The sequence below is a fragment of the Opitutus sp. ER46 genome, assembly GCF_003054705.1.
Classification (GTDB): Bacteria; Verrucomicrobiota; Verrucomicrobiia; order Opitutales; family Opitutaceae; genus ER46.
Window position 1 is genome coordinate 347,242 of sequence record NZ_QAYX01000018.1, and the last position, 21,006, is coordinate 368,247.

20 protein-coding genes are annotated in these 21,006 nt (G+C 65.3%); 3 read left to right on the forward strand and 17 right to left on the reverse strand.

What is annotated here, in order from left to right; translation table 11 throughout:
* Positions 1-226 precede the first annotated feature (226 nt).
* Both DB354_RS04935 and DB354_RS04940 read left to right on the forward strand, forming a co-directional pair.
* Positions 227-703 carry a histidine phosphatase family protein gene (locus tag DB354_RS04935; RefSeq protein ID WP_107834322.1) on the forward strand — a complete coding sequence of 159 codons (477 nt, stop codon included), beginning with the start codon at positions 227-229 and terminating at the stop codon, positions 701-703.
* A 56-nt stretch (positions 704-759) separates the two neighbouring features.
* Positions 760-1,467 (forward strand): lipoate--protein ligase family protein, encoded by a 708-nt coding sequence (locus DB354_RS04940; protein WP_107834323.1) that lies wholly within the window; start codon positions 760-762, stop codon positions 1,465-1,467.
* Here the strand turns inward: DB354_RS04940 and DB354_RS04945 are convergent.
* The 14 genes from DB354_RS04945 to mnmE form a co-directional block, all read right to left on the reverse strand.
* The gene (locus DB354_RS04945) at positions 1,424-3,640 is read right to left on the reverse strand and encodes a hypothetical protein (protein ID WP_199226795.1); all 2,217 of its coding nucleotides are present in this window, start codon (positions 3,638-3,640) and stop codon (positions 1,424-1,426) included. The genes DB354_RS04940 and DB354_RS04945 overlap by 44 nt on opposite strands.
* Positions 3,641-3,968: 328 nt before the next feature.
* Positions 3,969-4,376, reverse strand: coding sequence for an ATP synthase F1 subunit epsilon (gene atpC, locus DB354_RS04950; protein WP_107834324.1), 408 nt, complete (start codon positions 4,374-4,376; stop codon positions 3,969-3,971).
* 4 nt (positions 4,377-4,380) lie between these two features.
* On the reverse strand, positions 4,381-5,799 hold the full coding sequence (gene atpD, locus DB354_RS04955; protein ID WP_107834325.1) for a F0F1 ATP synthase subunit beta: 1,419 nt from the start codon (positions 5,797-5,799) through the stop codon (positions 4,381-4,383).
* A gap of 57 nt (positions 5,800-5,856) precedes the next feature.
* Positions 5,857-6,207, reverse strand: a complete 351-nt coding sequence (locus DB354_RS04960; RefSeq protein ID WP_107834326.1) for a four helix bundle protein — start codon at positions 6,205-6,207, stop codon at positions 5,857-5,859.
* A gap of 40 nt (positions 6,208-6,247) precedes the next feature.
* Positions 6,248-7,138, reverse strand: coding sequence for an ATP synthase F1 subunit gamma (gene atpG, locus DB354_RS04965; protein WP_107834327.1), 891 nt, complete (start codon positions 7,136-7,138; stop codon positions 6,248-6,250).
* Between the two features lie 49 nt (positions 7,139-7,187).
* Positions 7,188-7,544: a four helix bundle protein gene (locus DB354_RS04970; RefSeq protein WP_107834328.1), complete on the reverse strand. Its 357-nt coding sequence runs from the start codon at positions 7,542-7,544 to the stop codon at positions 7,188-7,190.
* Positions 7,545-7,578: 34 nt separating this feature from the next.
* On the reverse strand, positions 7,579-9,105 hold the full coding sequence (gene atpA / locus DB354_RS04975) for a F0F1 ATP synthase subunit alpha (RefSeq protein ID WP_107834329.1): 1,527 nt from the start codon (positions 9,103-9,105) through the stop codon (positions 7,579-7,581).
* Positions 9,106-9,166: 61 nt separating this feature from the next.
* Complete coding sequence (locus DB354_RS04980; RefSeq protein ID WP_107834330.1) at positions 9,167-9,559, reverse strand: F0F1 ATP synthase subunit delta; 393 nt, start codon at positions 9,557-9,559, stop codon at positions 9,167-9,169.
* A gap of 44 nt (positions 9,560-9,603) precedes the next feature.
* Positions 9,604-10,155, reverse strand: a complete 552-nt coding sequence (gene atpF / locus DB354_RS04985; protein ID WP_107834331.1) for a F0F1 ATP synthase subunit B — start codon at positions 10,153-10,155, stop codon at positions 9,604-9,606.
* A 49-nt stretch (positions 10,156-10,204) separates the two neighbouring features.
* A complete protein-coding gene (locus DB354_RS04990; protein WP_107834332.1) occupies positions 10,205-10,417 on the reverse strand; it encodes an ATP synthase F0 subunit C in 213 nt (70 codons plus the stop codon).
* Positions 10,418-10,482: 65 nt separating this feature from the next.
* Complete coding sequence (locus DB354_RS04995) at positions 10,483-11,361, reverse strand: F0F1 ATP synthase subunit A (RefSeq protein WP_199226796.1); 879 nt, start codon at positions 11,359-11,361, stop codon at positions 10,483-10,485.
* A 101-nt stretch (positions 11,362-11,462) separates the two neighbouring features.
* Positions 11,463-12,095 (reverse strand): tRNA (guanosine(46)-N7)-methyltransferase TrmB, encoded by a 633-nt coding sequence (gene trmB, locus DB354_RS05000; protein ID WP_158277377.1) that lies wholly within the window; start codon positions 12,093-12,095, stop codon positions 11,463-11,465.
* Positions 12,096-12,361: 266 nt separating this feature from the next.
* Entirely contained in the window at positions 12,362-14,242 is a 1,881-nt protein-coding gene (gene mnmG, locus DB354_RS05005; RefSeq protein WP_107834334.1) for a tRNA uridine-5-carboxymethylaminomethyl(34) synthesis enzyme MnmG, read from the reverse strand.
* A 43-nt stretch (positions 14,243-14,285) separates the two neighbouring features.
* Positions 14,286-15,644: a tRNA uridine-5-carboxymethylaminomethyl(34) synthesis GTPase MnmE gene (gene mnmE, locus DB354_RS05010; protein WP_107834335.1), complete on the reverse strand. Its 1,359-nt coding sequence runs from the start codon at positions 15,642-15,644 to the stop codon at positions 14,286-14,288.
* A gap of 121 nt (positions 15,645-15,765) precedes the next feature.
* On the opposite strand from mnmE, the gene pdxH reads away from it, so the two are divergent.
* Positions 15,766-16,347, forward strand: coding sequence for a pyridoxamine 5'-phosphate oxidase (gene pdxH / locus DB354_RS05015; RefSeq protein WP_107834369.1), 582 nt, complete (start codon positions 15,766-15,768; stop codon positions 16,345-16,347).
* A 246-nt stretch (positions 16,348-16,593) separates the two neighbouring features.
* On the opposite strand, the gene DB354_RS05020 is transcribed toward pdxH, so the two are convergent.
* The 3 genes from DB354_RS05020 to holA all read right to left on the reverse strand — a co-directional run bounded on the left by DB354_RS05020 (position 16,594) and on the right by holA (position 20,692).
* Positions 16,594-17,850 (reverse strand): 6-phosphofructokinase, encoded by a 1,257-nt coding sequence (locus DB354_RS05020; protein ID WP_107834336.1) that lies wholly within the window; start codon positions 17,848-17,850, stop codon positions 16,594-16,596.
* A gap of 169 nt (positions 17,851-18,019) precedes the next feature.
* Positions 18,020-19,459, reverse strand: coding sequence for an adenylosuccinate lyase (gene purB, locus DB354_RS05025; protein WP_107834337.1), 1,440 nt, complete (start codon positions 19,457-19,459; stop codon positions 18,020-18,022).
* Between the two features lie 135 nt (positions 19,460-19,594).
* Positions 19,595-20,692, reverse strand: a complete 1,098-nt coding sequence (gene holA, locus DB354_RS05030; RefSeq protein ID WP_107834338.1) for a DNA polymerase III subunit delta — start codon at positions 20,690-20,692, stop codon at positions 19,595-19,597.
* Positions 20,693-21,006: the final 314 nt, after the last annotated feature.

A 21,006-nucleotide genomic window follows, 5' to 3' on the forward strand; every position in this document is an offset into this window, starting at 1 on the left:
GAAAGTGGAGGGACGGAGTGGCAGTCGGTGGGCCTGAGAGCTGAAAGGGCGGTCGGAAAGTGTCACGTATTGCGTGACACTGCTCAGGGATAGAATTGTCGCCGGACCGTTGATACAGGCGTCTAGTGCGCGGTGATTTTCCGCGCGGGCCGACGGGGTCAGAACCAGGCGGCGGGTTGCGGGCACCGGGTTTTGGGCTGACGGTCCAAGCTCCACTCCCCCACCCATGCCGGACATCGTCTATCTCGTACGTCACGCCGATGCGCTCGATCCGTTGGAAGACGGCGACGACGCGTCGCGTCGACTCAGCCGCACCGGCCATCTCCAGGTGAGGAAGCTGGCGGAGTTGCTGCGCGGCGGGGCTTTTCGGCCGACCGCGTTCTGGCATTCGCCGCTGGTGCGGGCGCGCGAGACGGCGGAGGCGCTGGCCCGACACCTGCGTCTCACGCCCACGTGGCTGGAGTGGCCGGAACTCGCGCCCGACGTGGATCCGCAGGCGATGGTCGGGGCGCTGCGGGACGCGCGGGGCAGCATCGCGGTGGTGGGGCACGAGCCGCACCTGAGTTGCCTGGCGACGCTGCTGGTCACGGACGCGCCGCGCCCGACGGTGTTCCTTATCCCGAAGGCGACGGTGCTGGCGCTGGAGCCGGGCGGCTCACGCTGGGCGGTGCGCTGGCAGGTGACGCCGGAGCTGTTTCACTGACGCGGCGCGCGGTTTTTTGGGTGCCATCGCCTCGTCGGCGTGGCTAGAGCTCTGGCATGGATCTACACGTTTTGCCGGAGCGGGTGGCGGGAGCGGCCGAGAACATGGCGACGGATTTTCTGCTCCTGCAACGGTACCCGGCGACGGGCGAAGTGCGGTTTCGGCACTACGGGTGGCGGGCCCCCGCGTTCACGTTTGGGTACGCGCAGAAACTGGCGTTCGTGCAGGCGCAGCTGCCCCCGGGCGAAACCTTCGACCTGTGTCGCCGGCCAACGGGCGGCGGTGTGGTGGATCACCGGGACGACTGGACGTACGCGCTGGTGGTTCCGCGCGGCCACCCGCTCGAGGAAGTGCGGGCGACGAACAGCTATCGCGCGGTGCATGAGGCGCTGGCGGCGGCGCTGCGGGCGCAGGGCGTGCCAGCGGTGACGAAGACGGCGGCGCCAGATCCCGACGAAGAGCCGATGGGCGTGTGTTTCCAGCGCGCTGAGATCTACGACGTGGTGCATGAGGGCACCGGCACGAAGATCGCCGGCGCCGCGCAGAAGCGGAACAAGCACGGGTTGCTGTTCCAGGGCTCGATCTGGCGGCCGGCGGTGGGCGCGACGATCGACTGGGACGCGTTTCACGACGCGTTTGTCGCCGCGCTGGCGGCGGAGCTGAAGGTGCCGGCGACGCCCGTGCCGTGGCCGGAGTTCAATGAGGATGAAGTGAGCGGCCTTACCGAACAGTATTCTGCGTCGGAGTGGCTGGGCTATCGATGAACGACTTGAGCTGCGTCCAATAGCCCTTGCCGCGGAGGCTCCACGCGAGCGCGGCGAGGGCCAGGAGGATGACGGCCACGATGATGAGACGGCGGCGGCGGGCGGCCTCCTTGTCCTCGTAGGGATCCTTGAGGACGCGGCGGGCGTTGGGCGGGAGCTTGGCGCGTTCGGTGAGCGCGCTGCCGAACGGCACGTTGATTTTGACGCGGCCGTTGATGGCCCAGCCGTTGGCTTCGAGGATGGGGCCGAGGTTGCGCTGACGGAGCTTCATCCAGGCGATGAGCACGGCGGGGGTGGAGATGACCAGCATGATCGCGAGGATCACGAAGGGCACGTGCCACCACGGCAGGTCGACGAACCGGCTGAAGATGGCGGCAAGGAACGTGCCGATCGAACCGAGCGCGACGCTCAAGCCGATGATCGCGGAGAGGTCGAGCTTGCGCGCGGGGGCCGCGGCGGCGACGGCCGGGGCTGCGGGCGGCGGAGACTTGGGTGCACCCGGTGGCAGTGAACCGGTGGAGAGGTTGGAAACGGCGGCGGTGTCGGCGGCGGCGGCGCGCTTGGCGACCTGTTCCTCGATGAAGCGGATGACCTTCTTGTAGGGAGACCAGAACGCCTGCCCGAGGCTGATCGGGCTATCAATGATCTTGGTGATGGTCGCCTCCCAGTCGCGGTCGGCGCGATCGTAGAACACGCCGTTGCGGCCAACAAAGAGGTAGTCACTGTCGCCCTGGGTGAAGCACGCGGCGATCCTCATCGTGTCGGCTCCGCGGCGACAGTCGACGTAGGCGATGTACGACTTGCTCATCGTGGCGAGCGCGGCGTGCGCGCCGGGATCGTCGACGCGGATGCACAGCTCGCACGTGCGGGCGTCGAGGTAGAGCTTGCCGGCCTGGAAGACGGCCCAGCGGTCCTGCGAGTAGAAGTCGGCGAAGTTGACGAAATTGTGGAGGAGCGGGCGCAGGTCGCGGTGGTAACGGACGAGGCGCTCAATGGCGGCGATGGCTTCGAACTGCGGCCGCAGCTGACGGTCGGTCGCGAAGAGCTGGTCGAGCTTGGCGCGGACGTCGCTCGCGAGAATGGCGCGGAGGCGATCGACGCCGAGGCGCTCCACGGCGGCGCCGGCCTTCTTCTGGTTCCAGGTTTCGTAGGGCGCGAGCTGGGTGTTGAGGCGAGACCACTCCTCGGCGGTGAGCGTGCGCTTTTCCGCGCCGAAGACGGGCGCGACGGCGTCGCGCTGCACCCGGGCGAGCGCGGTTGCCCAGGCCGGGTTGCAGCCGTCGAGCAGCGGGAGCACGCCCTCGGCGGAGACGCGCGCCAGCGGGAAGCCGGCGATTTCCTCACTGGAGAGCTTCAGGTCCTTGGCGGCGAGCGCGAGAAACTCGGACTCCTGGCGGTTCAACGCGGCGACGGCGCGGCCGTCGAAGGCGGCGAGGCGGCACCGGGCAAAGTAGTCTTCGACCTTGGCGCGAACGGCGGCGAGCGCGGCGCAGGCGGCGGCGGTGCGATCGCCGAGAACCGCGATCTCCTGGTCGGCACTGCGCGCGAGCCAGCCGAGATAGGCGTTGGTTTCATCGTAGAAGGCCTGGACCTTCTCGGGGCTGACGCCCTCGCTGCCGTTGCGGTCGCGGGCGCCGCCAAGGCAGGCGACGATGTCCTTGATGAGTGACTGCACCTCGGGGTCCTCGGACTCGGAGGCGGAGAGCACGCCATCACCGTTGAGCGCGGTGTGCGGGAAGATCTTGTCGGGGTCCTTGAAGTCGTCGGGCGCGAGCGCGTCGGCGGCGGATTTGCCCAGGCGTTTGGCAATTTCGCGCGCGGACGCCACGAGCAACTGGTCCTCGGGCGAGGCATCCTGCATCGCGGAGAGCGGCAGCGCGGGCTCGCCCTTGAGCAGATCGGCGGGGCGCTTGAGCCGGGCGGACGCCCAGGCGACGGCCTGGAGCACCTCGGGCACGCGGATGTGACCGTCGCGGTCGGTGTCGATCAGCGTGAGCGTGCGCTCGTCGAGCTGCAGCCCCTTGGTGGGGCAACTGAGCGCGACCCAGAGCTTCTGGTCGAGCGTCGGCAGCGCGAGGAGGTCCTCGGTGGTTTCGAGGGCGACCTGGTCGAGGCCGCCCGTGCGGAAAAACTTCCAGTTGTGGCGTCCGGAAGACGCGTGGTGGCGCAGCATGGAGTGAGGGGATGCCGCACGTTTATGGCGCGTCGGCTGTCGGGGCAAGGCTGGGGGCCGTCGCGGACGGGCACAAAACAAGGCAGGGTGAACAGGAGGTAGCAGAGTGCGCAGAGGTCGAACCGGAGAAGACGTCCAGACTCCGGACCTTTGTAATATCCTGCAGTGGTCCGAGTAATCTGAGGTGAAACAACAGACTCTGTATTTAACCTCAGATTACTCGGATGAATGCAGGATATTCATATCGAGGACGGATGTTGGGGTTGGCCACGAAGAGGCGCCAAAGCAAAAAAGCCCGGCGTGGGCCGGGCTTCGAGACAGGCGGTGGTCAGCGCCGCTTGCGCTTGAGGGCGAGCTGGGTGCCGGAGAACCGGACCATCTGCTGCAGGTGCTCGTACTCGTGCGGGTCGAGATTGGCGGCGTCGCGGAGCTGCTGCTCCGCGCGCTTCATCGCCTCCTCGACGGCCTTTTCGTCGATCTTCTCCTCGGTGATCGCCTGTTCGGCGAGGACGTGGACGCGGTCCGCCTCGACCTCGACGAAGCCGCCGCCGACGGCGAGGAGATGCGTTTCGCCGTTCTTGGTGACGCGCAGCTCGCCGCTCTCGATCTGGGTCAGCAGCGGAATGTGGCCAGGGAGGATGCCGATCTCACCCGTCACCGTCGGCAGCACGACGCTGTCGATGGTGTCGGTGTAGACCCGGGCTTCGGGCGTGACGATTTCGAGGGTGAGCGGCATGGCGTCAGGCCTTCTTGGCGGCGGCGACGACCTCGTCGATGGCGCCCTTCATGTAGAAGTCGCCCTCGGGCACGTCGTCGAGCTGGCCATCGAGGATCATCTTGAAGCCGCGGACGGTCTCCTTGACCGGAACGTACTTGCCCGGGGTGCCGGTGAAGACTTCGGCGACCGAGAACGGCTGGGAGAGGAAGCGCTGGATCTTGCGGGCGCGGTAGACGGTGAGCTTGTCCTCGGGGGAGAGCTCATCGAGGCCGAGAATGGCGATGATGTCCTGGAGATCCTTGTACCGCTGGAGGACGCGCTGGACCTCGCGGGCGACGAAGTAGTGCTCGTCGCCGACGACGTCGGGGGCGAGGGCCTTCGAGGTGGAGGCGAGCGGATCGACGGCCGGGTAGATGCCGAGCTCGGCGATGGAGCGCTCGAGCACGATGGTCGAGTCGAGGTGGGCGAAGGTGTTGGCCGGGGCCGGGTCGGTGAGATCGTCGGCGGGCACGTACACGGCCTGCACGGAGGTGATCGAGCCCTTCTTCGTCGAGGTGATGCGTTCCTGGAGGATGCCCATCTCGTTGGCGAGGGTCGGCTGGTAACCGACGGCCGACGGGGAGCGGCCGAGGAGGGCGGACACCTCGGAGCCGGCCTGCGAGAACCGGAAGATGTTATCGATGAAGAGGAGCACGTCCTGGTTTTTCTCGTCGCGGAAGTACTCGGTCATGGCGAGGGCCGAGAGGGCGACGCGCATGCGGGCGCCCGGCGGCTCGTTCATCTGGCCGTACACGAGCGCGACCTTGGACTTGCTGAGGTCCTTCTGGTCGATGACGCCCGCGTCGGACATTTCATGATACAGGTCGTTGCCCTCGCGGGAGCGCTCCCCCACCCCGGCGAACACGGAGTAACCACCGTGGGCCTTGGCGATGTTGTTGATGAGCTCGAGAATGACGACGGTCTTGCCGACGCCCGCACCACCGAAGGCGCCGGCCTTGCCGCCCTTGATGAACGGGCAGATCAGGTCGATGACCTTGATGCCGGTTTCGAGAATTTCGGCCTGGGTGTTCTGCTCGGCGAGCGCGGGCGCCGGGCGGTGAATCGGATACTTCTTCTCGAACTTGACCGGGCCGCGACCGTCGACCGGCTCGCCCGTCACGTCGAAGATGCGCCCGAGCACGCCGTCGCCCACGGGGACGGAGATCGGCGCCCCGGTATCGACCACGGTCATGCCGCGCTGCAGACCCTCGGAGGAGGACATCGCAATCGTGCGCGCGACGCCGTCGCCCAGGTGCTGCTGGATCTCGAGGGTGAGCTTCTCCTTCTTCCCGCCCACGGTGAACTCGACCGTGAGAGCCTGGTAGATCTGGGGAATGGCGTTTTCCGGGAACTGGACGTCAACGACAGGGCCGATGACTTGGACGATTTTGCCGGTGTTCATTATGAAAGGACGAAAGGACGAAAGGACTAAAGGGCTGAAGGGCTAAAAAGAGGCGGATCAGGGTTTGCGAAGGAGAGTGGTGAGGATCGCGATGAGTTCGGATGCTTCTGTTTTCAGCGGACGAATGGCGGAGGGTTTGAAGAACTGCTCCGACTCGAGGTTCTCCATCCAATACAAGGCTTCGTCGGCTTCGCGCAGGCAGTCGCCGAGCTTGGAGCGGTATTCGGCCACCGACCGGGCGTGCTGCGCCTCGCGGTAGTTCGCGCCGACCGAACCCGCGGCCCGGAGCAATTGCTCGCCCCAGATCTGCGCGACGCGGTCGCGGGCGGGCAATGATCTGAAGGCACGCGAAACACGGAGGGCAAACTGCTGCGTTCTCCCCCGGAGGTCTCCGTGCTCGTGAAACATTTCAGCCCTTCAGTCATTTAGCCTTTTAGCCCTTTTGAGTTCAGCTCGCCGCAAATTGGGCGGCGGCGATTTCGAGGATCTCCTGCGTGATGCCGGCCTGACGGGCCTTGTTGTATTCGAGGGTGAGGTCGTCGAGGAGCTTGGTGGCGTTGTCCTTGGCGGTCTTCATCGCGACCATGCGGGCGCTGTGTTCGGACGCCTTGGCGGAGAGGACGAGCTGGTAGACGTGGCGGTTGACGTAGAACGGCAGCAGCGCCTCGAGAACCTCGGTGGCGCTCGGTTCGAAAAGGATCTCGCGGGTTTCCTCGGCCGAGGCGGGTGTCGGGCTGGTTTTCGCCGCGGTTGGGACGCCGGCGTGGGTGAGAAAATCGTGGACGCTCGCGAGCGGGAGCACGGGGCGGACGCTCGGCTCCTGCACGAGGGTGTTCTTGAAGCGCGGGTAGATGACCTCGACGGTGTCGATCACGCCCTCGAGGTAGTGCTTCATCATCAGCTCGGTGATGACCTTGACCTCGTTGAAAGGGACGCGGTCCTGGACGGAGAAGTCGGCGACCATTTCGCGGCGCGTGCGGGCGATGAACTGGGAGCCCTTGCGGCCGACGACGTAGAACTTGGCCGGGGTCGTGATATCGGTGACGAGCTTGAACAGATTCGCGTTGAGCGGACCGGCGAGACCCTTGTCGGTCGTGATGAGCAGGATGCCGCGGGTGCGGACGGGACGCTGGACGAGGAACGGATGCTGCGACTCCTCCACCCGACCGGCGAGAACGCCGAGCATGCTGGTCATGACCTCGGTGTAGGGCCGGCCGGCCAGTGCCATCTGCTGGGCCTTCTTCATCTTCGAAGCGGCGACCAGCTCCATCGCCTTGGTGATCTGGCGGGTGTTCTTAACGGACTTAATCCGTCTCCTGATATCTCTAGTCGAGGCCATGTTGGGCGGAGGTCCTAATGCAGAATGGAGAATGCAGAATTTAGAATGATCATTCGCTGCGGGCGTGCTTGATGATCGTTACGAAGATGCGGATGAGCTCGTCGGTTTCCTTGCGCAAAGGATGAAGACGCTCTGGCGCGACGAGCTGCGAGTCGTGGATGTGACGGAGCCAAAGCGAAGATTCGTCGAGCTCCTTGAGGGAGTCGCCCATCTTGGAAATGAACTCTGCTTTGGATCGGGCACGGTCTGCTTCGCGGTAATTGGCGCCGACCGAAGTGCCGGCGCGGAGAAGTTGAAGTCCGAGGGTTTGAGCGAGCTTGGTTTGAGGAAGTGCTTCGAAGAGATGAATGACCCGGCGTCCGTACTGATAGGTGCGTTCCGGCAGGTCTTTCCCCTCATTCTGCATTCTACATTCTTAATTCTACATTAGCGGCGTGTCGTCACGCCGTGTACCCGGCTTTCCACTCTTCGCAGGCGGACTGGAGTTTGGCCTCGAGGTCCTTGTCGAGGGCGGCCTTGGTGCGAACCTCGGCGAGGAGGGCGTCCTTACGGGTGATGAAGAATTCCTTCAGCGCGGCGGCGGCGGCGACGACCTTCTTGATGTCGATGGTCTCGAAGAAGCCGCGCTGCATCGCGAAGAGAACCGCGACCTGGACCTCGATCGGAATCGGGTTGAAGGCAGGCTGCTTGAAGAGCTCGACGATGCGGGCGCCGCGTTCGAGCTGGGCCTTGGTCTTGGCGTCGAGGTCGGAGCCGAACTGGGCGAAGGCGGCGAGTTCGCGGAACTGGGCGAGCTCGCCCTTCAGCTTACCGCCGACCTGCTTGGTCGCCTTGATCTGCGCGGCGGAACCGACGCGGGAGACGGAGAGGCCGACCGACACGGCGGGGCGGATGCCCTGGTTGAAGAGATCGGTCTCGAGGAAGATCTGGCCGTCGGTGATCGAGATGACGTTGGTCGGGATGTAGGCCGAGACGTCGCCCGCCTGGGTTTCGATGATCGGCAGGCCCGTGAGCGAGCCCTTGCCGTTGAGGCGCGCGGAACGTTCGAGCAGGCGGGAGTGGAGGTAGAAGACGTCGCCGGGGTAGGCTTCGCGGCCGGACGGGCGTTTCAGGATGAGCGAAATCTGGCGATAGGCGGCGGCGTGCTTGGACAGATCGTCGTACACGATCAGCGCGTCCATATCGTTTTCCATGAACCACTCGCCCATGGCCGCACCGGCGAAGGGGGCGAGGTACTGGTTGGCGGGGTTGTCCGCGGCGGGGGCGGCGACGATGATGGTGTACTCGAGGGCGCCGGCGGCCTCGAGGGCGCCGATGGTGCGGACGATGTTGGACTGCTTCTGGCCGACCGCGACGTAGATGGAATACATCGGGCGGAACTTCGGATCACCGCTGGCCAGGCCGACCTTGTTGATCTTGGCCTGGTTGATGATCGTATCGATCGCGATGGTGGTCTTGCCGGTGCCGCGGTCGCCGATGATGAGCTCACGCTGGCCGCGGCCGATCGGGATCATGGAGTCGATGGCCATGATGCCGGTGAACAGCGGCTGGGTGACGGATTTGCGGGCGACGATGCCGGGGGCGATCTTCTCGACGGGATAGAATTCGGTGGCGGCGATCGGGCCCTTGCCGTCGACGGGGTTGCCGAGGGTGTCGACCGTGCGGCCGAGGAGGGCCTTGCCGACGGGGACGGAGAGCAGGCGGCCGGTGGTCTGCACCTCGTCGCCCTCGCGCAGCTTGGAGATGTCACCGAGGACGACGCAGCCGACCTCGTCCTCTTCGAGATTGAGCGCGAACCCGATCGTGCCGCCGGGGAACTGGACCATCTCGTTGTACATCACGTCGGAGAGGCCGTCGATTTTCGCGACGCCGTCGGCGACCGTGCGGATATGGCCGGTGTTCTTCTTGACCGCCTTGGTCGAGAGCTTGGCGATTTGTTGTTCGATTTGTTCGAGGACGGTGCTCATCGCGGGAAAAGGACTGGTGACGGAAAGACGGGTTGAAAAAGGAGGAGGAAAGCGGAGGGGATCAGCGGGCGGGGGCGAGCGCGGTCAGGTGGCCGGCGACGGAGGATTCATACAGATCGTCGGCGACGCGGACGCGGATGCCGGCCAGCAACTGGTCGTTGCGGCGGGCGACCGGAGTGATGCGGCGGCCGTACTTCTGCGTAAGCGTGGCGGCGATCGCAGCGAGGGAGGCCGGGGTGATCGGACCGGCGTGTTCCACGGACGCCTGGCCGCGGGCGATCTCGGCGGCGACGAGCCGCTGGTACGCGGTGAGGACCGCGTGGGTATGAGCCGGGCGGTGTTTCTCGACGTACTCCAGGACGCCGGTGACGCGTTCGGCGGAGAGCTCGCCGTTGACGAGGCTCATCCGGAACAACTGCCGGGCGAGTTGCTGGACTTGTTTCTGCGCGGACATGGAAAGGGCGGTGACGAGGACGGGCGCGGGAGGCGGCTGGGCGCTTAGAGCGTGGTGAGCTCGCGGGTGGCGGCGTCGTTGTAGGCCGAGCGATCGGCGTCGGTGAGTTTCTTGGCGAGGACGCGCTCGGTGGTGACGACGACGAGGCGCGCGATCTCGGTGCGGGCGTCGGCGAGCATCTTCTTGTGCTCGAGCTCGATCGCCTGCTGGGCCTTGGCCATGGAGTCGGCGGCGCGGGCGGTGGCGTCCTGCATCTGGCGATCGAGGAACTCCTTCGCGGTCTTGCGGGCGTCGTCGACGATCTTGGACGCCTCGACCTGCGCCTGCTTCACGATGGCGGCGCTCTCCTGCTGGGCGGCGGCGAGCTTGGCCTGCATTTCCTCGGCGTGCTTGAGGCCCGCCTCGATCTTGCGGTTGCGCTCCTCCATGGTCGCCGTGGTCGGCTTGATGCCGAACTTGTACAGCACCGCGAGGACGATGAGGAAGCTGAACGCCTGGATGGCGACGTACTTCCAATCGAGACCGAATTTTTCGACGATCCCGGGTTCGGTGGCGTGAGCTTCAACCGCAGCGGCGAGGAAGAGAGGCAGCGTCATGACGGAAAGGGATTGGTCGCGCCGCGGAACGCGGCGCGACCGGCTGAGATTAGGCGCGCGCGAGGAAGAGCGCGAGGATGCCGAGACCTTCGGCCAGGGCCATGCCGATGATGGCCTGGACGAGGATCTTGCCGGAGGCGCCGGGATTGCGACCGACGGCTTCGGCGGCCTTGAGGCCGATGAGACCGACGCCGATGGCGGCGCCGAGCAGACCGAACGCGCTGGCGATGTTGCCAGAGAGCTCTGCGATGGTGGTGATCATGGTTGGAGGTATCTTTGTTGGGTGGCCGCCGTGCGCACTCGAGGCACGCTCCCGGCGGGAAAGGTTCAGTGGTGCGCTTCGCCGGCGGGGGCGCCTTCGGCGTGGTCGTCGCCGTGATTGCAGATCAGCCCGATGTACACGGCGGAGAGGAGCGTGAAGACCAGGGCCTGGATGAGGCCGACGAGCAGCTCCATGAAATAGAAGACAAAGAAGAAGCCAGTGCCGTGGAGGAGGTTCTCACCGCCGAAGATATTGCCGAAGAGTCGGACCGAGAGGGTGAACGGCCGGATCGCGATCGAGAACACCTCGATGAAGCCGACGATGAGGAACACGAGCGAGAGGACCGGGTAGAGCCAGCCGGGCGTCTCGGCCTTGTCGGCCTTGTTGCCGAAGAGGTCGTGGACGAGGAACTTCAGGCCGGCATAGCGGAGGACGACGATCACCCACGCGCCGAAGGAAATCAGGGCGAGGGCGATGGTGCCGTTGAAGTCGGAGTTGTACGGCCGGATAAAGGGTTTATCGACGATAAACCGGCCGGCGGACAAGTGCCCCTCCCCGATCGTGCCGACGCCGGGGAACAGGCCCATCCAGTTGTGAAACAGGATGAAGATGAAGAACGTGATGAGAAGCGGGAAGACGGCGGGGAACGCGCGCTTGCCCACGATCGGCTCGAACAGGCCGCGGAGCCCCTCGATGAGCGACTCGACGACCGCCTGACCCTTGGTCGGCATGATGGACGGTTTACCCACCAGCCAAAGAACCAGCGTGATGAGGAGGGCGGATACGACCCACCCGGTGACCATGCTGTTCGTGATCGCCCAGCCGTGGCCGAGATCGATCAATTTTGTGGCGCTCGACGAGACCGCCTCATGTTCGCTGGCGGCGAACGCGGGGGTACACGCCAAGGCTGCGCCTGCAGCGGCAAGCTTTAGGACTCGGAGCATGCGATCGGGTGGGTGGAAACAGTGGGAGGAGTTACACAAGCTGTGGCTCCTGCGCGCCGTCAACCTCTGAAATGTTGGACAGATAATGTGCGTGGCTGGAATTAGGGGGCGTTACTCAGCGAAGGTGCAGATTTAGCCGGGCCGGCCGTGGCGCGGCAGTGCGCGACCAGCGAGTGATACGATGAGGCGCGCTGCTGGAACACGGTGGCGTATTCAAACGGCCAGGGCGTGTCTTCGATCTGCCAGTTCGGATCGGCGGCGAAGACCTCCCGCGCGGCGGCGAAGTACTCGGCGTGGTCGGTGCGAAAATAGATGCGGCAGTCGGGCGTGGCGTGAGCGGCGATCGCGGCCAGGACGCCCGGCTGGATGATGCGGTGCTTGTTATGCCGGGCTTTGGGCCAGGGGTCGGGAAACAGGACGAACACCCGGCTGAAGCGGGTGGTGTCGTCGAGCGTATCAAGAAAGAGGCGGGCCTCGGCCTGGAGAAAGTGCAGGTTGGCGAGCTTGGCGCGGTCGCGCTTGCGCTGGGCCCGCTCCACGCGGTCCGAGGCGATGTCGATGCCCAGGCAGACCTCGTCGGGGTGGGCGGTGGCGTACGCCACGAGGAAGTGGCCGTGGCCGCTGCCAATTTCCCAGACAAAGGGCGCCGACTTGGGAAGATAGGCGTCGAGCTGCGCTTTCAGCGTCGAGCGACGTTCTTCGAGGAGGGCGGCGAATGCGGGGGTGTAGACCACGATGGTAGGTCCGGAGGGGCGTAACCCTGGCCGGCGGGCAGACAGACCATGGTTATCGGATCAGGACTGACGCGAAGTAGCGGGGTTGGTTGCTGATTAGGTAATCTAACTTGCTGATATGTTGTAACTTATTGCGGTGATCGTGCGAGCGACTCGCAAAGTGCGGCCACTCTTGCCGGAAATTCCGATCGCGCAAGCTGAATAACTAGTTAACTAACAAATGGTAACGAGGCGAATTATCATGCGCCTCTCCTCCCGCGGACGGGCTATTCGGAGGGCGCTGCTCCCCTGCCCTGCCGCGCGGCGATCCAGACCATGAGTACCCCAATGTCGGCCGGGTTGACACCACTGACCCGGCTGGCTTGCCCCAGCGTCATGGGACGTAACTGACCGAGCTTCAACGTGCTTTCCTTCCGCAGTCCCCTCACCTGCGCATAGTCGATGTCCGGGGGAATCCGCACGGCCTCGATCGAGGCGAGCTTCTCGATCTGGCGATGCTCTCGCGCGAGGTAGCCCTGGTAGCGAACGCGGTAAAGGACCTCCTCCTTTACCCCAACGGATTCCTTCAAAAACTCAGCGGGCAACTCGCTGGGAGCACCATTGCGCCGCAGCCCCTCTGCGTAGGTCCCGGCGTGCGTGCGCCCGACCTCGAGGCGACTCACCCACCGTTCGATCCGGCGGCGCTTGTCCTCGATGCGCGCCAGTCGAGTCGCGGAAATCAATCCGTGGACCTTGGCATGGTGCGCCAGGCGGAGCTCGGCGCTGCCATGATTGAAGAGCAGGCGGTGTTCAGCCCGGCTGGTAAACATGCGGTAGGGCTCCTGGGTGCCCTTGGTGACCAGATCATCGATCAGCACGCCAATGTAGCCCTCGTGCCGCCCGATTAGCAGCGGCGGCAGTCCCCTCACCTTGTTCACCGCATTCACTCCCGCGACCAGACCCTGGCACGCGGCCTCCTCGTACCCCGAGGTGCCGTTGATCTGGCCGGCGAAGAACAGATTCTCCACCTTGCGCGATTCGAGGGTTGGAAAGAGCTGGGTTGGCGGAGCGAAGTCGTACTCCACCGCGTAGGCGGGCCGCAGCAGGACCGCGTTTTCCAGGCCGGGAACGCTGTGGATCATGCGGACCTGAACCTCGAACGGCAGACTTGTTGACAAGCCATTCACATAGAATTCGTCCGTGGTTCGGCCCTCTGGCTCGAGGAAAAGCAGGTGCCTGGGCTTGTCGGCAAACCGGACAAATTTGTCCTCAATACTTGGGCAATACCTTGGTCCTACGCCTTCTATCTCGCCGCTGTACATGGCGGACAGGTGCAGGTTGTCACGGACGAGCTGCGCCGTCTCGGCCGTGGTGTACGTCATCCAGCACGAAACTTGTTCACAACCGGGGCGCCATCCCAGCCGGCGCTCGCCGGTTTGTTCCACGTGGAACAATTCCCCGTCGTCCCGGGTGTCATGAAACGCGAAGAACGTCGGCTCGGCATCGCCGCGTTGTTCCTGCATCCGGCTGAAGTCGAGGCTCCGGCCAAGCAGGCGTGGCGGAGTCCCGGTCTTGAGCCGCTGAAGTTCGATGCCGGCGTCGAGGAAGCTCTGGGAAAGCGTCTTGGCGCTGAAGTCGCCGAGCCGGCCGCCTTCGTTCTTGTTCTTTCCAATGTGCATCAGTCCGCGAAGGAAGGTGCCGGTGGTCACGACCACACTTCGGCCCCGAAACTCCACATCCAGGTTGGTGCGACAGCCAACGACCTTGCCATAGTCGTAGATCAGCCCCGTGACGGTGGCCTGGAAGAGCTGCAGGCGAGGGTGGAGCTCCAGCGTATGCTTGAGGCGGAACTGGTACGCCTTCTTGTCGCACTGGGCGCGAGGGGACTGCACGGCCGGTCCCTTCGATTCATTAAGGAGGCGGAACTGAATGCCGGTGACGTCGGTGTTGATGGCCATCTCACCGCCGAGGGCGTCGATCTCCCGCACAATCTGACCCTTGGCCTGACCGCCAATGGCGGGGTTGCAGCTCATCTGGGCAATCGTGTCGATGTTGCCCGTGACGAGCAGGGTGGAGGCGTCCATCCGCGCCGCCGCCAACGCAGCTTCCACGCCGGCATGACCGGCCCCGCAGACAATCACGTCAAAACAAGTATCGCTCGTATTCAAAGTCGCTGAAGAGGGTGTCGTCCGGTCGGCTCGCGCCCAACCGTCATTTGCCGATGCAGAACGTCGCGAAGAGCTGATCCAGCATCCGCTCGTTGTCCACCTTGCCAATGATCTCCCCGTAGCTTGCGAGGACGGTCCTCAGGTCGCTGGCCAGCAACTCCACCGGGCCTTGCTGCTCCAGCTTCTCCCGCGCAGCAGCCAGGCTGGATTTCGCCTCCTGGAGCGCCTTCGCATGGCGCGCGCTGATGGCAATGCCGTCCTCCCCGACAAGCGAACTAAATGTATCACATTTATCAACAACGGCTTGGGCTAACCGAGGGAGGCCACTGCCGGTCAGCGCGGAGACGATGCACACGGTGAACCTGCCCTCGCGAGCCCAGACCGGCGGGGTGGGATCGGGCAACAGATCGGCCTTGTTCATCACGACGACGCAGTTCGCCGCGCTGACCCTAGCCGCAACTTCGGCGGGCAGGCTGGGGGAGTGCGCGGTCGCATCGAGCATCACGAGAAACAGGTCGGCAAGGTCCGCCCGTTCCAGCGTCTTAGCCATACCGAGCCGCTCAAGCGGGGCAGGCGAGGGGTTCAGCCCGGCGGTGTCCACCACCCGGAGGCAGTGCGGACCGAGGATGAGCCTCTCCTCAATGAAGTCGCGCGTGGTGCCCGGCTCCGGGCTGACGAGTGCCCGCTCGTGCCCCACCAACCGGTTCAAAAGGCTGCTCTTTCCGACATTCGGCGCGCCAATGATGACGGTCTTGATGCCATCGCGGAGCAACTCGCCGTAGTGACTGGTGGCCAGCAACTGCTCCGTCTCGGTTGCGAGCTCGTTCAACCCTTTCAATATCAGCGCCTTGTCCTCTATTGGCAGATCCTCGTCCGGGAAATCGATGTAGGCTTCGACTCTCGCCAGCACGACGAGGAGCCGGTCGACCAACCCCTGCATCCGCCGTCCCAGATCGCCGCGCAACTGACGGTGAGCGGCCGCCAGCGCCCGTTCGCTGCGTGCGTGGATGACATCCATCACCGCCTCCGCCTGACTCAGATCCATCCGGCCGTTCAGGAACGCCCGCTGCGTGAACTCGCCGGGAGTGGCCGCGCGGCAACCGCGGGCGAACAGGTCCTCGAGGAGACGTTGCGCGAGGTAGGGGTTGCCGTGGCACGAGATCTCCGCCGCATCCTCGCCCGTGTAGGAGTGGGGCCCGGCGAAAAACGTGAGGAGCACGTCGTCCAGCACCGAGCCGTCGAGGGTACGGTAGTCGAGATAACGGGCCCGCCGCGCCGGCGGCAGCGCGCCGACGAGCGCCGTGACGATGTCCCGTGTATCGGGACCGCTCATACGCAGCAACGCGACGGCCGCGGTGCCGGCGGGCGTGGCGAGGGCGGCGATGGTGTCGTCGTGGCGCATGGCGTGAGCGGCAGAGTGAAAACGAGGGCGGGGGAGAGGGAAACTCCGAATCGTGCGCCCCGCCAACCGCGCGCCACTTTCCCCTTCACTCGCCGGCCGGCGCCCGCGCATGATCCCGCGCATGGCTGATCCTGCTCCGCTGACGCTGTTTCAGGAATGGTTTGCCGAGGCGAAGGCCAACGAGCCCTTCGATCCCACGGCGATGGCTGTCGCCACGGCGGACGCCGCGGGCCGTCCCTCGGTCCGCATGGTACTGCTCAAGCACGCCGACGAGCGCGGCTTCGTGTTCTACACCAACCTGGAGAGCCCGAAATCCAACGCCCTGCGCGCCAATCCCCAGGCGGAACTCTGCTTTCACTGGCCGAAACTCGAGCGGCAGGTGCGCATTCATGGTCGCGTGGAGGCAGTGAGCGACGCGGAGGCGGATGCCTATTACGCCACCCGCCCGCGGTTGAGCCAGCTGGGCGCCTGGGCCTCGCGGCAGACGCAGCCGATCGCGGGACGCTTCGTCCTCGAGCAGGCGGTCGCGGCCGTCGGTTTGCGATTCCCACTCGGGACGGTGCCGCGTCCACCATACTGGTCCGGCTGGCGGGTGGTGCCGGAGAGCATCGAATTCTGGCAGTCGCGCGCGTTCCGCCATCACGACCGCCGGGTGTTCACCCGCGACGCCGACGGTTGGAAGCAGCAGTGGCTGTTTCCGTGACGGGAAGAGAAGGCTGAAAGAACGAATGCTGAAGTTCTGTAATGTGATTCGTTCACGTGCAGAACGTGACCGAAGAATCCCAGTTCCCCTGGCCTGTTCTCGAGCGGCTGCCTTCTGATTCAGCCTTCAGCGTTCGTTTCTTCAGCCTTCGCTGCGTCAGCCTTCGAAAATAAAAAAGGCTGAACCTCGGTGAGGTTCAGCCCGGGAAATTCAGCCTTCGGCTTTCGTTTCTTCAGCTTTGGCTTCTTACAGCTCGTAAGCGGGGAGCTGCTTGTCGATCCGCACCTTGTCGAGGCGGGCAAACGTCGGCGTGCCGTTCTCGTAGGGCACCGGAACTTCACCCTGGATGAGGGGCTGCGCATAACGCAGGAAGTGGAAGTTCATCGAGATGTTGTCCTCGTTGATCCACTCGCGGGGCAGCTTCTTCACCGAGTTCGCGACGTCGGCCAGCGGCGCCAGGCCCGTCTCGCAGGTGTAGTGGTCGGTGTCGCCGCGGACCAGCGTGACCATCTTGTCGGTTTCGCCGTTGATGGCGGCCTCGACGGCGGCCTCGCCGGCGAGGAACGCCTCGTCGGAGTCGGTCTTCGAGGCGGCGTGTGCGGCACAGCGCTGCAGGAGGCCGGGCTTCGCGACGCGCACCTTGGTGCCGGGAATGTTGGTGCCGATGATCTCGGCCAGCGCGTCACCCGCGCCGCCCAGCTGGGCGTGACCGAAAGCATCCTTCGCGCCCTCGGCGGCGAGGTAGTTGCCATCGGAATCGACGAGGCCTTCGGCGACGACGATCAGGCAGTACTTCTCGCGCTTGAGCACGCGGCGGACGTCCTCGAGAACCTTCTCCTGGGCGAAGGGGATCTCGGGGAGGAGAATCAGGTGCGGCGGATCGTGCGGGTGATCGCGGCGCTTGGCGAGGGCGGCGCCGGCGGCAATCCAGCCCGCGCTGCGGCCCATGACCTCGATGATGGAGACGAGATCGCCCTGGCCCATGGCCTCGTTATCGCAGGCGACTTCGCGCACGGCCGTGGTCACGTACTTCACCGCGCTGGCGTAGCCGGGGGTGTGGTCGGTGATGGGCAGGTCGTTATCGATCGTCTTCGGCACGCCGATGACGCGGAGCTCGTAATTCTGCTCCTGGGCGAGCTTCGAGATCTTGTCGGCGGTGTCCTGCGAGTCGTTGCCGCCGATGTAGAAGAAATAGCGGATGTTGTGCGCCTTGAAGACCTCGAGCACGCGCTCGAAATCCTGCTGCTTCTTGAGCTTGTAGCGGCACGTGCCGAGGGCGGCGCCGGGGGTATGCCGGAGGGCGCGGATCTGCTGCTGCGACTCCGCCGCGAGATCGATGAAGTCCTCCTGGAGGATCCCGAGCACGCCGTTCATGGCGCCGTAGATTTCCTCGATGCACTCATGGTTGAGCGCCTCCGCGACGATGCCCGCAACGCTGGCGTTGATGACGGAGGTCGGGCCACCGGATTGACCCACCAAAACATTTCCTACGAGTTCAGCCATGGCAGAGGAAGGGATTAGGTTTAGCGAAAGTGAACGGGCAAAGAAGCGCGCCGTGGAGAGCGGTGGCAAACTCAAATTTCCCCGAAGGAAAGATCAGGGTGTCGGGCGGAGCAAACGCCCCGGCGGTTTTGGTGCCGCGCGAAACGTAAAAACGCGCGGCGCGCGCCGGTCAGAGCAACCGGGCCGGCTGGTAATCCGCCGCGCCGCGATGCTTGCGGGCGAGGGGATGCACCTCGGCGAGAAACGCGTCCACCTGGTGTGGCGCCGCGCCGACGAAACGGACGTTTTCCGAAAGGATCGCCTGCAGCGTCTTCTTGCCGAGGCCGATCCGGCGATCGCCCGCGAGCCGGGCGAGCAGGTCGGCGTCGCCGCTGCCGGAACGGAGCGCCTTCGCGGCGGCGAGGGCGTGTTCCTTGATGGCTTCGTGCGCGGTTTCGCGACCCGCGCCGCGCTTCACGGCCTCCATGAGGATGGTCGTGGTGGCGAGGAAGGGGAGGTTGCGCTCGTTCTCCGCCGCGATCGCGGCCGAGAACACCTCCATCTGCCGCATCACGGTGATGAAAGTCTCGAGCGCGCCATCGATGGCGAAGAAGGAATCCGGCAGCGCCACACGGCGCACCACCGAGCAGGACACGTCGCCTTCGTTCCACTGGTGGCCGGAGAGCCCCGTGGTCATGGCGACAAACCCGCCGAGGATGGTGCCGAAGCCGCAGATGCGTTCGCAGTTTCGCGCGTTCACCTTGTGCGGCATCGCCGAGGAGCCGACCTGGCCCTCCTGGAAACCCTCGGTGAGCAGGCCCGCGCCCGCCATGAGGCGCAGCGTGGTCGCGCAGCTCGCCATCGCGGCGCCGAGCTGGTGCAACACGGTGACGACTTCGAAATCGAGGCTTCGCGGGTAAACCTGGCCGACGGCGGACAGCGAGGCGCGGAAACCGAGATGCTTCAGCACGCGCGACTCGAGCTGGTCGACCTTGCCGTTGTCGCCGCCGAGCAACGTGAGCTGGTCGAGCTGGGTGCCGACCGCGCCCTTGAGCCCGCGCACCGGGTACCGGTTGAGCAGCTCCTCGAGGCGGGTGAAGGCACTGAGCAGTTCCTCGCCAAACATCGCGAGGCGCTTGCCCAGGGTCGTGGGCTGCGCGGGCACGTTGTGCGTGCGGCCCGTGATCATCAGGTCGCGGTTCAACTCGGCCTGCTTTGCCAGCGCCAGCAGCGCGGCGGCCGCCTTGAAATGCACCAGCTTCAGCGAGCGGAGGATCTGCAGCTGCTCGACGTTCTCCGTGAGGTCGCGGCTCGTGAGCCCGAGGTGGATAAACTGGCGCTTGGCGAGGTCGGAGAACTCCTCGATGCGGGCCTTTACGTCGTGCAGCGTCACGCGCTCGCGTTTCGCGATCGAGGCGAGGTCGATCTGGCCCTTCACCCGTTCGTAGTCCTTCACCGCCTCGGCGGGAATCGGCACGCCCAGATCGCGCTGGGCCTTCATCACGGCGATCCAGAAGTCGCGCTCGAGGGCGATGCGGCCCTGTTGCGACCAGATGTCCTTCATCGCGGCCGACGCGTAGCGCTCGGCGAGAACGTTCGGAATGGAAGGGGTAGAAGTCGGCTCGTTCACGGGAAGCTGGCTGAATAAGAAGGCCCCTCCGGCGATGGCGAACGGAAAAACACACGGTGACGCAGCGGGCGCGTCAGAGTGGGCGCGAACGGGCCCGGGGTGGGGCGGCCGCGACGTTGCCCGCCCTGCGCTGGCTCAGGCGCTGAGGCAGCGGACCGACATCTCGCGCAGCACTTCCTCCTGCTCGTCGGAGCGGCTGATGATCTCCTCGAAGGCGCGGATGAACTCCTGCTGGTTGTCGATGAGGCGGCGCAGGCTCGGGAGCTTCGCGCTGCCGGCGAGTTTGCCGAGGTACCAGGGGTTCTGGGTGAAGACGTTGTACGAGCTCTTCTCGGTCGAGCCGACGAACCGGCTGGCGTACGTGCTCGCGGCGCGCTGCAGGCCGTCGATGCCGCGCTGGCCGACCCGCACGTCGCCGGCGTCTACGAGCGCGCGGACCTGCAGGAGAATCCGGTTGCGGTTCTGGAGGGCGCTGATGATCGGGCGGGCGTCGCCGCCGCTGAAGAAGTGCCGGTTGAGTGCGGCGAGGGTCCACTTGAGGTCGCCGCTGAAAAACGCCTCGGCGGCCTCGAAGAAATCGCCCTCGGCGACGTTGGGCGTGAGGTCGGCGACGAACGCCTCCTCGATCGGGCCGTCGCCGGCGTAGGTGGCGAGTTTCTGTGTTTCCTCGACGATCAGCCGGGTGTTGGCGCCGACCTTGGCGAGCATCAGCTCGAGCGCGCCCGGCCCGAAACTGGTGCCGAGCGCTTTCGCCTCGTTGCGGGCCACCTCGGCCAGCGCCTCGCTGGCGTTGTCGGTATCGCCACCGACCAGCGTGAAGTCGGCGTTCTTTTCGACCCACTTGGGAAACGAGCGCCGCCGGTCGACGGGCGCGGCGGTGACGAGGACCGCGGTTTCGGCGGGGTTCACCCCCTGGAGGATCGCCTGCAGGTCATCGACCAGCTTCAGCGTGCTCTCGGCGCGACCGGTGACGGAGTCGGCGAGGAAGTTCACGTCCTTCAGCCAGACGATGCGTTTGGTGCCGAACATCGAGACCGTCTGGACCGAGTTGCGGAACTGGTTCACGGCAGTCTCCACCTCGCCGACGTTGGCGGCGAAGCCGTTGATGATCTCACGGGAGAACTCATCCGCGCCCTCGCTAGCGACGAGCGCCTCGAAGCGCTCCTTCCCCTGGCGACCCACGAGATAGTCGTCCTGGCCGCAGATGAACGTGAAGTTTTTGCCGCTCGCCATACCGGGCGCCAATCTGGCCGCGATCCTCCGCCGGGCGCACGCCCAATCTTCAGTTTTCAGTTTTCGCGGCAGCGAAAACTGAAAACTGAAGGGGGGGGCGGATCCCTCGTCGTCGACGATGGGGCGGGGAGGAGCACGGGACGAGTACGCCTGCAGGAACGGAAATCGAGGCTTGGAGGTAGAGTAGGAGACGCCAGGACGGCAGGGGCAGGAGTGGGAGGGAACGAGGACTGCAATTATAAAGGACTGATAGGGAGTAGGAAGTGGGATAATGTCCAGATACTCGGGGATAATGTCCGGATACTCGCGGGAGG

Bases quoted from the DNA above. Each gene is read 5' to 3' on its own strand.
- DB354_RS04935 (WP_107834322.1), top strand. From the start codon at position 227: ATGCCGGACATCGTCTATCTCGTACGTCACGCCGATGCGCTCGATCCG.
- DB354_RS04940 (WP_107834323.1), top strand. From the start codon at position 760: ATGGATCTACACGTTTTGCCGGAGCGGGTGGCGGGAGCGGCCGAGAAC.
- DB354_RS04945 (WP_199226795.1), bottom strand. From the start codon at position 3,640: ATGCTGCGCCACCACGCGTCTTCCGGACGCCACAACTGGAAGTTTTTC.
- atpC (WP_107834324.1), bottom strand. From the start codon at position 4,376: ATGCCGCTCACCCTCGAAATCGTCACGCCCGAAGCCCGGGTCTACACC.
- atpD (WP_107834325.1), bottom strand. From the start codon at position 5,799: ATGAACACCGGCAAAATCGTCCAAGTCATCGGCCCTGTCGTTGACGTC.
- DB354_RS04960 (WP_107834326.1), bottom strand. From the start codon at position 6,207: ATGTTTCACGAGCACGGAGACCTCCGGGGGAGAACGCAGCAGTTTGCC.
- atpG (WP_107834327.1), bottom strand. From the start codon at position 7,138: ATGGCCTCGACTAGAGATATCAGGAGACGGATTAAGTCCGTTAAGAAC.
- DB354_RS04970 (WP_107834328.1), bottom strand. From the start codon at position 7,544: ATGCAGAATGAGGGGAAAGACCTGCCGGAACGCACCTATCAGTACGGA.
- atpA (WP_107834329.1), bottom strand. From the start codon at position 9,105: ATGAGCACCGTCCTCGAACAAATCGAACAACAAATCGCCAAGCTCTCG.
- DB354_RS04980 (WP_107834330.1), bottom strand. From the start codon at position 9,559: ATGTCCGCGCAGAAACAAGTCCAGCAACTCGCCCGGCAGTTGTTCCGG.
- atpF (WP_107834331.1), bottom strand. From the start codon at position 10,155: ATGACGCTGCCTCTCTTCCTCGCCGCTGCGGTTGAAGCTCACGCCACC.
- DB354_RS04990 (WP_107834332.1), bottom strand. From the start codon at position 10,417: ATGATCACCACCATCGCAGAGCTCTCTGGCAACATCGCCAGCGCGTTC.
- DB354_RS04995 (WP_199226796.1), bottom strand. From the start codon at position 11,361: ATGCTCCGAGTCCTAAAGCTTGCCGCTGCAGGCGCAGCCTTGGCGTGT.
- mnmE (WP_107834335.1), bottom strand. From the start codon at position 15,644: ATGCGCCACGACGACACCATCGCCGCCCTCGCCACGCCCGCCGGCACC.
- pdxH (WP_107834369.1), top strand. From the start codon at position 15,766: ATGGCTGATCCTGCTCCGCTGACGCTGTTTCAGGAATGGTTTGCCGAG.
- DB354_RS05020 (WP_107834336.1), bottom strand. From the start codon at position 17,850: ATGGCTGAACTCGTAGGAAATGTTTTGGTGGGTCAATCCGGTGGCCCG.
- holA (WP_107834338.1), bottom strand. From the start codon at position 20,692: ATGGCGAGCGGCAAAAACTTCACGTTCATCTGCGGCCAGGACGACTAT.